Source organism: Alkalitalea saponilacus (genome assembly GCF_900168165.1).
Classification (GTDB): domain Bacteria; phylum Bacteroidota; class Bacteroidia; order Bacteroidales; family Marinilabiliaceae; genus Natronoflexus; species Natronoflexus saponilacus.
This window is the reverse complement of the sequence record NZ_FUYV01000011.1, coordinates 23,805-38,588: the sequence shown is the minus strand read 5'-3', so window position 1 is coordinate 38,588 and position 14,784 is coordinate 23,805. Positions and strand designations below refer to the sequence as shown.

The 14,784-nt window shown below is 37.2% G+C and carries 15 protein-coding genes; all 15 read left to right on the top strand.

What is annotated here, in order from left to right:
• The first annotated feature begins 199 nt into the window (after positions 1 to 199).
• A complete protein-coding gene (locus B5X70_RS09930; protein WP_079557755.1) occupies positions 200 to 556 on the top strand; it encodes a type II toxin-antitoxin system RelE/ParE family toxin in 357 nt (118 codons plus the stop codon).
• Positions 553 to 843 carry a helix-turn-helix domain-containing protein gene (locus B5X70_RS09925; protein ID WP_079557754.1) on the top strand — a complete coding sequence of 97 codons (291 nt, stop codon included), beginning with the start codon at positions 553 to 555 and terminating at the stop codon, positions 841 to 843. The genes B5X70_RS09930 and B5X70_RS09925 overlap by 4 nt, the downstream gene beginning before the upstream one ends.
• A 482-nt stretch (positions 844 to 1,325) precedes the next feature.
• Positions 1,326 to 1,565 (top strand): DUF433 domain-containing protein, encoded by a 240-nt coding sequence (locus B5X70_RS09920; protein ID WP_079557753.1) that lies wholly within the window; start codon positions 1,326 to 1,328, stop codon positions 1,563 to 1,565.
• Positions 1,546 to 1,908: a DUF5615 family PIN-like protein gene (locus tag B5X70_RS09915; protein WP_079557752.1), complete on the top strand. Its 363-nt coding sequence runs from the start codon at positions 1,546 to 1,548 to the stop codon at positions 1,906 to 1,908. Before B5X70_RS09920 ends, B5X70_RS09915 begins: the two co-directional genes overlap by 20 nt.
• 486 nt (positions 1,909 to 2,394) lie before the next feature.
• A complete protein-coding gene (locus tag B5X70_RS09910; RefSeq protein ID WP_079557751.1) occupies positions 2,395 to 2,631 on the top strand; it encodes a hypothetical protein in 237 nt (78 codons plus the stop codon).
• The gene (locus B5X70_RS09905; protein ID WP_079557750.1) at positions 2,624 to 3,181 is read left to right on the top strand and encodes a type II toxin-antitoxin system VapC family toxin; all 558 of its coding nucleotides are present in this window, start codon (positions 2,624 to 2,626) and stop codon (positions 3,179 to 3,181) included. Before B5X70_RS09910 ends, B5X70_RS09905 begins: the two co-directional genes overlap by 8 nt.
• Positions 3,182 to 3,656: 475 nt before the next feature.
• Positions 3,657 to 5,033 carry an ATP-binding protein gene (locus B5X70_RS09900; protein WP_079557749.1) on the top strand — a complete coding sequence of 459 codons (1,377 nt, stop codon included), beginning with the start codon at positions 3,657 to 3,659 and terminating at the stop codon, positions 5,031 to 5,033.
• 948 nt (positions 5,034 to 5,981) lie between these two features.
• Positions 5,982 to 7,265 (top strand): ABC transporter ATP-binding protein, encoded by a 1,284-nt coding sequence (locus tag B5X70_RS09895; protein ID WP_079557748.1) that lies wholly within the window; start codon positions 5,982 to 5,984, stop codon positions 7,263 to 7,265.
• 20 nt (positions 7,266 to 7,285) lie between these two features.
• Positions 7,286 to 8,716, top strand: a complete 1,431-nt coding sequence (locus B5X70_RS09890) for an NDP-hexose 2,3-dehydratase family protein (RefSeq protein WP_079557747.1) — start codon at positions 7,286 to 7,288, stop codon at positions 8,714 to 8,716.
• 4 nt (positions 8,717 to 8,720) lie between these two features.
• Positions 8,721 to 9,707: a Gfo/Idh/MocA family protein gene (locus tag B5X70_RS09885; protein WP_079557746.1), complete on the top strand. Its 987-nt coding sequence runs from the start codon at positions 8,721 to 8,723 to the stop codon at positions 9,705 to 9,707.
• Positions 9,700 to 10,782 (top strand): DegT/DnrJ/EryC1/StrS family aminotransferase, encoded by a 1,083-nt coding sequence (locus B5X70_RS09880; protein WP_079557745.1) that lies wholly within the window; start codon positions 9,700 to 9,702, stop codon positions 10,780 to 10,782. Before B5X70_RS09885 ends, B5X70_RS09880 begins: the two co-directional genes overlap by 8 nt.
• 11 nt (positions 10,783 to 10,793) lie before the next feature.
• On the top strand, positions 10,794 to 11,441 hold the full coding sequence (locus B5X70_RS09875; protein ID WP_079557744.1) for a PglD-related sugar-binding protein: 648 nt from the start codon (positions 10,794 to 10,796) through the stop codon (positions 11,439 to 11,441).
• A 2-nt stretch (positions 11,442 to 11,443) separates the two neighbouring features.
• Positions 11,444 to 12,421 carry a glycosyltransferase family 2 protein gene (locus B5X70_RS09870; protein WP_079557743.1) on the top strand — a complete coding sequence of 326 codons (978 nt, stop codon included), beginning with the start codon at positions 11,444 to 11,446 and terminating at the stop codon, positions 12,419 to 12,421.
• Entirely contained in the window at positions 12,418 to 13,314 is an 897-nt protein-coding gene (locus tag B5X70_RS09865) for a glycosyltransferase family 2 protein (RefSeq protein ID WP_079557742.1), read from the top strand. The genes B5X70_RS09870 and B5X70_RS09865 overlap by 4 nt, the downstream gene beginning before the upstream one ends.
• Before the next feature lie 546 nt (positions 13,315 to 13,860).
• On the top strand, positions 13,861 to 14,781 hold the full coding sequence (locus tag B5X70_RS09860; RefSeq protein ID WP_079557741.1) for a glycosyltransferase family 2 protein: 921 nt from the start codon (positions 13,861 to 13,863) through the stop codon (positions 14,779 to 14,781).
• Positions 14,782 to 14,784 lie beyond the last annotated feature (3 nt).

Genomic DNA, 14,784 nt, shown 5'->3' with positions numbered 1-14,784 from the left:
TAATCTGCGGACAAAAACACGCGAGCGACGCGAGCAAATAATCCCATTAATCTGCTTAATCTGCGGACAAAACCAAGCGAGCGACGCGAGCACAAAATTCATATAAATCCCCGTCGTAACCAATTGAAACACTTCCTATAAACTATAAAAATTTGATATACATATTGGATTTTGTTCCATTATTCGTTAACTTCGTTTCATGGAAAAAATTCGAGAATTAATATATTTCAGAAATTACTTTTGGGACTTTTTTAATCAACAGACCGAGAAAACCAAAGACAAAATTGATTATGTTCTTTTTCTTGTAACAGTCGCAGAAAAGATACCAGGTAAATTCTTTGAACAAATGACCGGATACGATGGCTTATTTGCGATACGCATTGAATTTGAAAGCAATATTTTTCGAATATTTTGCTGCTTTGATAAAGGTAATTTGGTAGTATTGTTTAATGGGTTTCAAAAGAAATCACAGAAAACACCGAAAAAGGAAATTGAAAAAGCGATGCAGATTAAGAAAGAATATTTGGATTTTAAACAGAAAGGAGACAAAAAATGAAAGATATTACAACATTCCAAGAGCATCTTGACAAACGATATGGTGAGATTGGCTCAGAAAGACGGACTGAATTTGAAATTAAAGCAAAAGCATTTGCTATTGGAGAAATTTTAAGAGACGCAAGAAAAGACGCACATATGACACAAGAGGAACTTGCCCAAAAGACCGGGACTCGTAAAAGTTTTATATCGCGAATTGAGAATGGACATAGCGACATTCAATTATCAACTTTATATAGATTGGTTGAAATCGGATTTGGGAAAAAAGTTAATTTGACAATTGGTTGATTGAAAAAATGTCAAAAGGTTACAACACGCAATTCGCAGCTCATATACAACCAGCATATTTCACCCCCTAACCCCCCAAGTGGGGAAAACAACAAAATCCCTAACCCTAAGCGAGCGACGCGAGCAAACAATCCGTTAAATCCGTTAAATCTGCGGACAAACAGCGAGCCACGCGAGCAAACCAATTCGTGAAAATTCGCCTAAATTCGTTGACCAAATAAACAAAAATATTTCACCCCCTAACCCCCCAAGTGGGGAAAACAACAAAATCCCTAACCCTAAGCGAGCGACGCGAGCAAAAATCCGTTTAATCCGTTAAATCTGCGGACAAAACAGCGAGCGACGCGAGCAAACAATCCGTTTAATCTGCTTAATCTGCGGACAAACAGCGAGTGACGCGAGCAAAAATCCATATAAATTCAATAACAAAATACCTTGATTTACATATTTCAACACACTAACTTTGAGAAAAATATATAGCCATGCAAAAACAATTCGACAGAATAACAATTAATCCGGAGATCTGTAATGGCAAACCAACCATCAGAGGCATGCGAATTACTGTAACAACAATATTAGAGTATCTTGCAGCAGGTGAAAACATTGAAAACATATTAGAAGCATACCCAATACTTGAAAAAGAAGATATTCTGGCTTGTTTAGAATATGCAAAAGCAATTGCCGACAAAACCATATTAAACTATGATCTCAAAGCGAGCTGAACGACCTGTTTATCTGGTTGATGTAAACCTACCCAGGAGATTTAGCTTCTTTAATACCTCTGAGTTTGTTCATGTCATTGAGATTGATGCAACTCTAAAAGATAGAGAAATTTGGAATTATGCCATAGATCACAAGCTTACCATTCTTACCAAGGACACTGATTTTTATGAAATGTATCTAACCCAACCTCAGCATCCCAAAATAGTACATTTCAAAATTGGGAACTTTACGATCAATACTCTTCATCAATATTTTACTGCCAATTGGGATTTTATTAAAAAATTACTGGAGACGAATGAGTTTATTATGGCCTTTAAAGACAACATCAAGGCCATCAATTAGTATAGAAGTAACATATCGAATACAAACAGCGAGCCCACGAGCAAAACAATCCGTTAAATCCACATCGCTCGGCTCTGCCGCTTGGCTTGCCAAGAATCTGCGGACAAAAACAGCGAGCGACGCGAGCAAAAATCCGTTAAATCCGTTAAATCTGCGGACAAAAACAGCAAGCACGTAAGCAAAAATCCGCTCTAATCAGCAGTTCAATAACAACAAAAATATTTCACCCCCTAGCCCCCCAAGTGGGGAAAACAACAAAATCCCTAATTCTAATCGAGCGACGCGAGCAAACCAATCCGTTTAATCCAAATAATCTGCGGACAAAAACAGCGAGCGACGCGAGCAAAAATCCGTTAAATCCGTTAAATCTGCGGACAAAAAAACGAGCCACGCAAGCAAAAAAAAATCACAATATAGTCTTTCATCTCTTTCATTAAAGATTGAAATATTTATAATATTTGATAAATTTGAACAAATACATAACCTATGGCAATAGATACTCAAATAAGAAGCAAGCTCCTGCGTAAAATACAGAGAATCCCTTCTAATAGATTAAAGGAAATAGATGATTTTATATCGATACTGGAATCATCTACCAACAAAAAAGACAAAAATCTCTCATTTGCCGGAGCATGGAGAAATATTGACGATTCAGTATTTGAAGATTTAACAGATAACTTGATCGAAAACAGAGAGAAAAATAAAAGAAGAATAAATGAATAGAGCCCTAATTGATACTGATATTCTGTCATATTACCTTAAGGGAGATACAGATGTGGTAAGGAATTTTGAAAAATATCTAGATTGCTACGACATACTGGAAATAAGTATCATCACCTATTATGAAATAATTAGTGGTTTGCATGCAAAAAGTGCTTTTAAGCAACTTAGTGTTTTTGAGGAGTTTGTTTCGGAAAACTTCGTCTTACCCCTAACCGAAGAATCTGCAAAACTATCAGCTGAAATCTATGCGAACCTCAGGCAATCAGGAAAAACGCTAGATGACATAGATTTATTGATTGCCGGGATAGCTATTGAAAACGAAATGATTCTGGTAACTAATAATGATAATCATTTCGGACGAGTTCCCGGGTTACAATGCGAAAACTGGAAAAAAAATCAAGTATTAGTAAAGCATATAATCAGCGAGCACGACCAACAAAGCATAATAGAGCTCTTTCGGATACATCAGCAGTTTACCCCTACCGACCCCCAAAGGGGAATGCTGCTACGCAGAGGGGAAATTCTATCTTATGCAGCTCAAGCGCCGTAGGTGCGATATCTATTACCACCCGACCCCCTGAAAAGGGAACCGCAAATGTGCGTTTCATAATAATTAGAAAACAATATAAGCAGTGATATAATCAAACCAGCATATTTCACCCCCTAACCCCCCAAGTGGGGAAAACAAAAAAATCCATAATCCTAAGCGAGCACCACGAGCAAAAAAATCCCTTTAATCCGTTTAATCTGCGGACAAAAAAAAAGCGAGCCCGCGAGCAAAAAAAATCCATTTAATCCACATAATCTGCGGACAAAAAAAGCGAGCCCGCGAGCAAAACAATTCGTGATAATTAGCATAAATGAGTAGTTCAAAAACAACCAGCAAATTTCACCCCCTAACCCCCTAAGTGGGGAAAACAACAAAATCCATAATCCTAAGCGAGCCTGCGAGCAAACCAATTCGCGAAAATTCGTTGACAAAATAATTAGCGAAAATTAGTTCCACAAACATCATTGAAACACAAATGACAACAGCTGCCGAAATAAAAAAACTCATTCAATCCGGTGAAAGCGAAACGTTGGAGTTCAAAAGTAGTTTCAACAATGAACTGATTGAAACATTGGTAGCTTTTGCCAACACATCAGGCGGGCAAATTATTGCAGGCATCAATCCCGCTGGCGACGTAAAAGGCATCTCCTTAAATCCCGAGTCGGTTCAAAACTGGGTGAACGAGATTAAAAACAAAACCTCTCCATCGTTGATTCCGGATGTGGATTCGGTACAAATCAATGACAAAACCATTGTTGTTTTCAGCATAAAGGAATACCCGGTTAAGCCGGTTTCAACAAGAGGAAAATATTTTAAACGCGTTACTAACTCAAACCATTTACTCCTTGTTTCTGAAGTTGTAAACCTTCACCTGCAATCGTTTAACACCAGCTGGGATTTTCATGTTAATAGTCAATTTAATATCAACGACATTTCATTTGATAAAGTTCAGGCTGCTATCGACCTGTTCAATCAATCCGGGAACAGAATAAACGATGACCCGCTCACATTTCTCATTAAAAACGACCTTGTACGAGACGGCCAAATCGCCAATGCTGCATACTTGCTATTTACTGCACGCGATACCGTTTTAAGCACCATTGAATTAGGAAAATTCCAATCCGATATAATTATTAAAGACAGTGACCGTACAAAATCCGATATACTAACCCAAATCGATCAGGTTATTGCTTTTGTAAAAAAACACATCAACAAAGAAATCATCATTACCGGCCAACCGCGCAATGTGCAAAAATGGCAATATCCTCTGGAAGCAATCAGAGAGATTGTAATCAACATGATTATACACCGCGATTACCGATCCGCTTCCGATTCAATTGTAAAAATTTTTGATAACCGCATTGAATTTTACAACCCCGGTAGGTTACCACACAGCATTACTGTTGACGATTTACTTACGAATAACTATAAATCAACACCACGAAATAAGCTCATTGCCGATTTTTGTAAAAGTCTGGGGCTTATCGAAAAATATGGATCCGGCATTCGGCGGATCATGGAATATTGTGAGCAAGCAAATCTGCCAAAACCAGATTTCAGAAATATCTCTGATGGATTTATGGTAACTGTTTATTCCGGTGATTTAAGCTCAAAGGTCACCGATAATGTCACAGAAAATGTCACAGAAAATGTCACAGAAAATGTCACAGAAAACAGAGAATTACTAATTTTGAATATATTGCGGGAAAACAACGCAATAACGACAACTGAATTGGCAAAAATTTTGAATGTAACCAGAAGAACTATTGCAAGGGATATCGAAAAACTGAAAAATGAAGGCATAATTAAACGCTTAGGACCAGATAAAGGCGGAAAATGGAGTATTCTTTAGAATAGAAAAAACTAGCAAAAAAATCTGTCAGCTAATTTTCGCCAATTAACGCGAATTAAATCACAAAACAATTCGTGCAAATTAGCGTAAATTCGTTGACAAAATAATTAGCGAAAATTAGTAGTTCAAATACAACCAGCAAATTTCACCCCCCCCAAGTGGGGAAAACAACAAAACCCATAATCCTAAGCGAGCGACGCGAGCAAAAAAATCCGTTAAATCCACATCGCTCGGCTCTGCCGCTTGGCTTGCCAAGAATCTGCGGACAAAACAAGCGAGCGACGCGAGCAAACCAATTCGCGCAAATTAGCAGTTCAAAAAAACCAGTATATTTCACCCCCTAACCCCCCAAGTGGGGAAAACAACAAAATCCCTAACCCTAAGCGAGCAACACGAGCAAACATCCGTTTAATCCCTTTAATCTGCGGACAAAAACAGCGAGCGACGCGAGCAAAAAAATCCCTTTAATCCACTTAATCTGCGGACAAAAACAGCGAGCGACGCAAGCAAAAAATCCATTAAATCCCAATAATCTGCGGACAAAAAAAAACCGAGCCCGCGAGCAAAAAATCCGTTAAATCCCCATAATCTGCGGACAAAAACAAGCGAGCCAGCGAGCACCCCAATTCATAAAAATTAACTTAAATTCGTTGACCAAAAAAACCAGAATATTTCACCCCCTAACCCCCCAAGTGGGAACCGCAAATGTGTGTTTCATAATAAATAGAGAACAATATAAGCAGTGATATAATCAATATGCAGGTCTCACCCCCTGACCCCCCAAGGGGGGAAAACAACAAAATCCATAACCCTAAGCGAGCGACGCGAGCAAATAATCCCATTAATCTGAATAATCTGCGGACAAAAACAGCGAGCGACGCGAGCAAACAATCCCTTTAATCCGTTTAATCTGCGGACAAAAAAAAATCTACGGACAAAAAACACATCATGACCAAACCAGTAATAAAAATCCAAAACCTCTCAAAAGTCTACCGCCTCGGAGAAGTAGGCACCGGCACCCTCTCCCACGACCTCAACCGCTTCTGGCGAATGAACATCCTGGGACAGGAAGACCCCTATGCCAAAGTGGGACAAGTAAACGACCGCACCCAAAAGGCTGCCAAAGGGGAACACATCTCTGCCCTCAACGACATCAACTTAGAGGTGCAACAAGGCGAAGTGCTGGGCATCATTGGCAAGAACGGCGCCGGCAAGAGCACGCTTTTAAAACTCCTCAGCCGGGTGACCTCTCCCACCACCGGCACCATACAGGTTAAAGGCCGCATGGCTTCTCTACTGGAGGTAGGCACCGGCTTCCACCCTGAGATGACCGGCCGCGAAAACATCTACATGAACGGCACCATTATGGGCATGCGCAAGTGGGAGATTGCTCGCAAGCTGGACGAGATAGTGGAATTTGCCGGGGTAGCCAAATACCTCGACACCCCTACCAAACGTTATTCCTCGGGAATGACTGTGCGCCTGGGCTTTGCCATTGCTGCTCACCTGGAGCCGGAAATTCTGGTGGTGGACGAAGTGCTGGCCGTGGGCGATGCGGAGTTCCAGAAAAAGGCCATTGGGAAGATGCAGGAGGTGAGTTCTGAAGGGGGACGGACGGTGTTGTTTGTGAGTCATAATATGGCGAGTGTGAAAACGCTTTGTACAAAGGGGATAATACTTGAAAATGGATTTAAAACTCTGGAAACTGATATTGACTCATGTGTAGGTAGATATCTGAAAGGAGATAATGATCTGACAAATCACCGCAAATGGACGGAACCGGTTATTAAAAACCACGATTTTGAATTATTGGAAATAGGCATACGTGCAAAAGGGAAAGATTATGCCGATAATATGCGTATTGATGAAGAATTAGAATTTACCGCCACTTTTAAACAACACAACCCCGGTGTAAATATTAACATTACGCTGCACATAAAAGACGAACAAGGCACTAAACTCTTCTCTACAGGTTCGAGTAATGTAGATAATGAATCTTTCAAAACCAAAGGAATTATTCAAGTAAAAGGCTATTTTCCGGCAAACTTCTTTAATTGGGGTAATTTTTACATTGATGTATATGTGGTTGAAAACAGAAAAAGGGCAATAATCATAGAAAATGACCTAATCTCTTTTACTTTGGTTAATAAAGAGATGCCAATCGGTGTTTGGATGGGCAAAGAGCCGGGAAGCATTAAACCGCAATTTAACTGGCAAAAATCCGTTCTGTAACAAGAAATTGAAATCTATAAATGATGCAGTTACCAAACCAGGAAAAACATTTCACTTTTCTTAGAAGTGCATTTGCACTGGAGAGTCCACTTAAAAGCAATGAGCAGATAAAAGAGTGGTTGGCCTGGCAAAACTCTAAAACAGCTGTAAACATAAACAAGATAAAGTTTAGTGAACTTGATTTATGGCATTATAACAATAACAGCCTGCAACACACTTCAGGGAAATTCTTTACCATAGATGGAATTCATATAGATACAAACTGGGGCCCTAATCCTTCATGGGAACAGCCCATAATTAACCAACCCGAGATTGGTTATTTGGGTTTTATAACCAAAGAATTTGAGGGGATATTACACTTTTTGATGCAGGCAAAAATAGAGCCCGGTAATGTAAATCATGTGCAACTCTCACCTACCCTGCAAGCCACAAGAAGCAATTACACACAGGTGCATAAAGGAAAGAAACCACTATACCTAGAATATTTTCAAAACGCTACGCCAGAACAAATATTGCTCGACCAACTCCAATCTGAGCAAGGGGCACGTTTTTTAAAAAAGCGCAATAGAAACATCATCATCAAAGTAGATGAAGAAATAGCACTTCATGATAATTTTGTTTGGGTAACACTGGGACAACTTAAAAACCTAATGCAGCATGATAACCTGGTGAATATGGATACACGAACCGTACTCTCAGGAATACCATACGGCAACTTTGAGCCCCAGGTAATAGATTTCTTTAACTACCTGGGATACAAAAAGGAAACAAATAACTTTGAAAAAGCGTTTTTAAAATCAACTTTAACAAATGCAGGTAGCTTAAATACGCTGGATAGCATCACCACTTTCCTGACTCAATTGAAAAGCAACTTTGATTTAAATATCAGACAGAAACCGCTTAAAGAATTAAAAGATTGGGTATTTGGTGAATCTGAAATACATCACATCGAAAATAAATATTTTAAAGTAATTGCAGTAGCTGTTGAAATAGAAGGACGTGAGGTGGTCAAATGGTCACAACCAATGATAGAACCGGCACAGGAGGGTATATGTGCATTTGTCTGTAAAGAAATCAACGGGCTGCTGCATTTTGCTGTGCAGGCAAAACTGGAATGCGGCAATCACGACATCATTGAATTTGCGCCAACCGTACAATGTTTAACGGGCAATTATCGACAAACAAAAGAGGGTGCACTCCCCTTTCTTGATTATATAATTAATGCAAAACCAGAACAGATTGTGTTTAACACGTTGCAATCTGAAGAGGGAGGCAGATTTTACCATGAACAAAACCGTAATATGATTGTAATAGCAGGTGATGAAATAGGTAATGAACTACCCCCTAATTATATCTGGATGACCTTAAATCAATTGTCCACCTTCCTCAAGCTAAACAACTATCTCAATATTCAGGCACGCAGTCTCATTGCTGCCATATCATTTGTTTAATAAAATGGAAAATAATAGTATCGTAAAAATAGGAATTCTTGGTTGCGCAAACATTGCTCAACGCTCAATTATTCCGGAAATAATAAAGCTGAACAAACTTTTTGAACTTATTGGCATTGCGAGTAGAGATATTACCAAAGCGACAAATTGTGCAGACAAGTTCAATACTAAACCTTTTTTAGATTATCAAAGCCTGATTGATGATCCCGAAATACAGGCAGTTTACATTCCCTTGCCAAACTCTTTGCATGCCGAATGGATTAACAAAGCGCTGGACAAAGGCCTGCATGTACTGGTAGAAAAATCATTGGCTTGCAATTATAACGAGGTAAATCAACTCAACAAAAAAGCAGAAGAAAAGAAACTGACATTAATGGAGAATTTCCAATTCCGGTTTCACAGTCAGTTAGCTGAAATTAAAAAAATGGTTGATGATGGTGTTATTGAAGAATTGAGAACCATCCGTTCATCTTTTGGTTTTCCACCTTTCCCCGATGACGACAATATACGCTATAACAAAAACTTAGGTGGTGGAGCCTTATTGGATGCCGGAGCTTATCCGCTAAAAATCAGCCGCATTTTCATGGGTAGTGATATTGAAGTGGCATCAGCATCATTAAAGTACGATCCCGAAAAAGAGGTTGATATATGGGGAGGAGCTACTATAAAGCAAATCAACGGAGATCTGTTCTCCCAGGTTGCATTTGGCTTTGACCACTATTACCAATGCAACCTTGAATTATGGGGCAGCAAGGGAAAGATAAGTACAAACCGAATTTTCACTGCACCACCAGGATATGAACCTACAATATTACTTGAAACATCACAGGGAACAAAAGAGATAAAACTACCTGCTGATAATCATTTTGAAAAGATGCTCATACATTTCCAAAAAACAATTCTTCACCCTGAAATTGCGATAAAAGAGTACTCTCAAAACAATTTACAAGCAAAACTGATTGAACAACTTAAGAATAAAGCCAATGAATAACCCCATATATGTTACAATGCCATCATTGGCACCTTTAGACGAATATGTAGAAATACTGAAAGGTGTTTGGGAGCGTGGCATACTTACACATAACGGACCACTGGTGCAACAGCTCGAAAAAGAGCTTTGTAAAAAACTAAACATCAACAATTTTGTAGCCGTATCCAATGGCACCATTGCCATTCAAATGGCCGTAAAAGCTTTGGAGCTAAAGGGTGAAATTATTACCACACCATTCACTTGGATTGCTACTGTTAGTGCCATTAAATGGGAAGGATGCACGCCTGTGTTTTGCGACATTGACCCCGACACGCTAAATATTGCCCCCGAAAAAATTGAAGCACTCATTACCGATAAAACAGTGGCAATTATGCCGGTTCATGTTTTTGGAAATCCCTGCGATGTAGATGCCATAGATGCAATAGCCAAAAAGCACAACCTTAAAGTAATCTATGATGGTGCGCATGCCATTGGCTCAACTTATAAAGGAAAGAGCCTGTTGGAATACGGTGATGTTACTGCTACAAGTATGCATGCAACCAAGCTTTTAAATACCGGTGAAGGGGGAGGCTGCATAACCACAAATCCAGAACTGCATAAAAAATTAAAACGCATCCGTTTTTTTGGACACAACGATGCAAAAGACATTATTGAAGATGGATTTAATGGTAAAATGACGGAGATACATGCTGCATTAGGGTTAGCCAACATGAAACATTACGATAAAGTTCTCAATGACAGAAAGCTGAAATATTTAATGTATAAAGAGGCATTGGAAACCAATACTTCCTTGCAGTTTCAACAAACGTTACATGGCGAAACTAACTATTCTTACTTTCCCGTAATTTTTAAAAGCGAAAAGGAGTTACTGACTGCTGAGAGCAAACTCAATAAGAACAACATTTTTCCTCGGAGGTATTTCTACCCATCAGTTAATACTTATAAAAATGTAGTTAATTATCAGCCAACACCGGTTTCGGAGGATATTGCTAATAGGATTTTATGCTTGCCGCTTTATAAAACATTAGAAATAGATGTTATAAAAAGCATATCAGAGTTAATCACACCGCTATAATATAAACGAATATGCAAAATAAACAGATTTACATCTTAGGCGTAGGTCACAATACTGAAGTATATATCGATTTAGCTGAATCCTGTGGTTATAGTATTGGCGGACTTTATCATTACAATGATGAACGTACAGGAGATAAAATACATGGGTTTCAGATTCTCGATTCCACTGATAATCTTTTTAAGAAAGCCACGCTTGAAGGAATGGCGTTTGCCTTAAGTATGGGTGATAATAAAATAAGAGCAGCTTTAGCAAATAAAATTAGAAGTAAGGGAGGTTTGATACCGACTATAATTCACCCTACTGCTGTTGTTTCGAAATATGCAGAAATAGCATATGGTGTTGTAATACATGCCAATGCGGTGATACAGGCGGGTGTAAAAATTGGAAATTATACCGTTGTATCCTATAATGCGTCTGTCACACATACAAGCACAGTAAGTGATAGCTGCTATCTAGCCGCATATGCACATGTTGGAGCATTAACAATAATACATGCAAACGTTTTATTAGGGCAAGCTGCTATTACTGTCTCTGGCAAAGTAGCGTATATTGGCGAGAATTCAATCATTGGGGCTGGCTCTGTTGTTACAAAAAATGTTGAAGCAAATTGTGTAGTAGCAGGAAATCCGGCAAGAGTAATAAAAACGATTCAATAATTATGCAAGAAACCCCATTGGTCAGTATATGCTGCATGGCATACAATCATGAAAAGTTCATAAAGGAAGCAATTGAGGGCTTTCTAATGCAAAAAACAAATTTTCCTTTTGAAATTGTTATTCATGATGATGCTTCAACAGACAAAACTGCTGAAATAATAAAAAGTTATGAAGAAAAACATCCTGAATTATTTGTTACAAAATATCAGACAGTAAATCAATATTCACAAGGCCTTAAACCTACTGTCCACTTTCTTTATCCTAAAGCCCGCGGTAAATACATTGCCCTATGCGAAGGTGACGACTACTGGACTGATCCATATAAATTGCAGAAGCAGGTGGATTTTTTGGAGGAGAATGCGGAGTATGTAATTTGCTTTCACAATGCAAAAATAAATAAACATGGTGAATTATTAGATGACTATATAACCCGAAAGGTACCGGAAACAACAGACATATTAGAACTTGCAAAGGGAAACTATATGCATACCCCTACAGTTATTTTTAAGCGCAAGTGGCAAGAATTGCCCGATTGGTTTTCAAAATGCTCAGCAGGGGACTATGCGCTGCACATGATAAATGCTCAATTCGGTAAGATAAAAAAACTTGATGACGTTATGGCTGTTTATAGGGTGCATGGCTCTAATATATGGGCAAATCAAAAGACCAATGAAATGGCTATCAATATCCATAAATATTTGGATGTTATGCTCGACAAATTCCCTGATGAAGTCAATTCCATCATACTAAAACGCTATAACGCTATAACAATTATAGTTATAAAATACTTTTATCAAAATGATGATATAGAAAATGCAAACCTTTATTTTAAGAAGTTGGTTGCAAATACGACAAGCCCAACAATTCTACACAAATACCTTGCAGCATCTACACCTAAGAAAGCATCATACCATGTTTTTGAGTTAAAGCAAAAAATGTATAATAAGTTAAGCCAACTGATATCTTCTTTTAAAAAATGAATTTTCAAATAATTGCAATAATAGTTACCTACAACGGTTCCAAATGGATTGATAAATGCTTTGGTAGTTTGATTAACTCGACCATACCCATTAAAGTGTTAGCTATTGATAACGCCTCAACGGATGGAACGCCCCAAATTATTCGTACAAAATTTCCGCAAGTAGAAGTCATTGAAACAGGAGAAAATCTAGGATTTGGTAAAGCAAATAATATCGGGCTTAAACGGGTTCTTGATGAGAATGCCGATTATGCTTTTTTATTGAATCAGGATGCGTGGGTAGAGCCGGATACGATTGAAAAATTGGTTAAAATACATCAAAACAATCCTCAATTTGATCTACTAAGCCCTATACATTTAAATGGAAATGGTGATGCAATTGATAGAAATTTCCAGAATTATCTAGGACCATCTTTCACCCCTGAATTCTATTCAGATCTATTCCTAAAAAAAAACAAAGAGATATATGAAGGAAAGTTTGCCAATGCTGCTGCATGGATGCTAACCCGTAAATGCATTGAAATTGTAGGAGGATTTGATCCTATATTTAAGCACTATGGAGAGGATGATGATTACATTTATAGATTGCATTACCATAAACTAAAATTGGCTATAATAGCAAATGCAATAATTTATCACGACCGGCCTCAGACCGGTAAAATGAATAACTCATTCTATAAGAATCAGATTTATACACGAAGCGTACTCAGCCTAAAAAAAGACATCAAACCAAAAACACATTATGTATTACGTAGATTAATTGTTAAATATATTGAACTATTCTTCGTTTTTCTTGGAAATAATAATCAGTTGCGTCACGAGATCGAAATAGACTGGAATATTTTAAAGATGAAAAGACAAATAAAAAAACAACAGTCTAATTTCAATCTATAAATTATTCGTTTACCCACATATAACTTTTTCTATATCGACAAAACAAACACAATCAATAAATACTACATTTTGAATTAGATACGAACTTCTCGTTAAGAACAAAAAAGTAAATAAAGAACAGTTTTGATAAGGCAAATCAGAAACTATGATTAGAATTATCCGAATATCTTAGAGTCAAAATAGAACCATTAATATTCGATTACAAAAAATACATTAAGTTGATATTGAACTGAGATAACATCAAAAAAACGTTAAAAGTAAAGGCAATCCTATCAATCGATTTTCAAAAACGTTGATAATTTATCAAAGATATAATTCTTTGGAAATTAGTAACTTATGACTCATTTATAAAATCTCAAAGAAAATCAGCTTCTAAGATTTTGTGGACATAAAACCCTCAGACAGAAAAATATTGCTAGGAAAAATTAAATGATTTAACGGCTAACAATATTTATCAAAATTATTCATTGCTTAATTGCAAAACGCTAAACACTCAACTGTAAAGCACAATTAGAAGAGATATATTACAGATACACCTCTATTATCATGACAATCGCAAACAGTCCTCTTTTTTCAATCCTCATTGCCAACTACAACAATGGTGAATACCTTGAAGAATGTCTAAAAAGTGTATTTGCGCAAACTTATAAAAATTGGGAGATAATTATAGTAGATGATGGTTCGAAAGATGAAATTAGCCATGTTATTTATAGAAAATATATCAATAACCCTAAAATAAGAATATACTTTAACCAGATTAATAAAGGATGTGGCTACACAAAACGACGTTGTGCAGAAGAAGCTAAAGGAGAAATTTGTGGATTTTTAGATCCAGATGACATTATTACTCCAGATGCTTTGGAACTTATGGTAGAAAAACATTGGGAAATGCATAATCACAGCCTAATATATTCTACTCATTACATGTGTGATCAAGAATTAAAGATTAAAAGTATCAACCAACAAATACAGCAGATTGATCAAAGAGGATATTTCTGTAGTACCGGAAATAAGGTTTCAGCATTTGCTACTTATAAAAATGATAGATATAAACAAACAGCAGGTATTAATCCTTTGCTAAAAAGAGCTGTTGATCAAGATCTGTACTACAAATTAGACGAAACTGGCTTATTTCATTTTATTAATAAGCCGTTGTACTATTATAGAAGACATCGAAACGGTATATCAACTGATTCAAATGAATTAAAAGCAATATATTGGTTTCAAATAGTAAAAGAAGACACATTTATTCGAAGAGTAAAAAAAAAACATGTATACAACTTAACAGAAAAAGAAATTAATCAGGGATGGTCTTCTTATTATATTAAAAAAGCTTTTCAAAAGAGTAGACAACATCAATTCTGTAGTATGTTTTACCTTCTTTACAAATCACTTCAAAAGGGTCCCGTAACCAGACAACATATTTCTATTGGCTTATACCCAATTAGGAGATACTGGCATCCATAGATA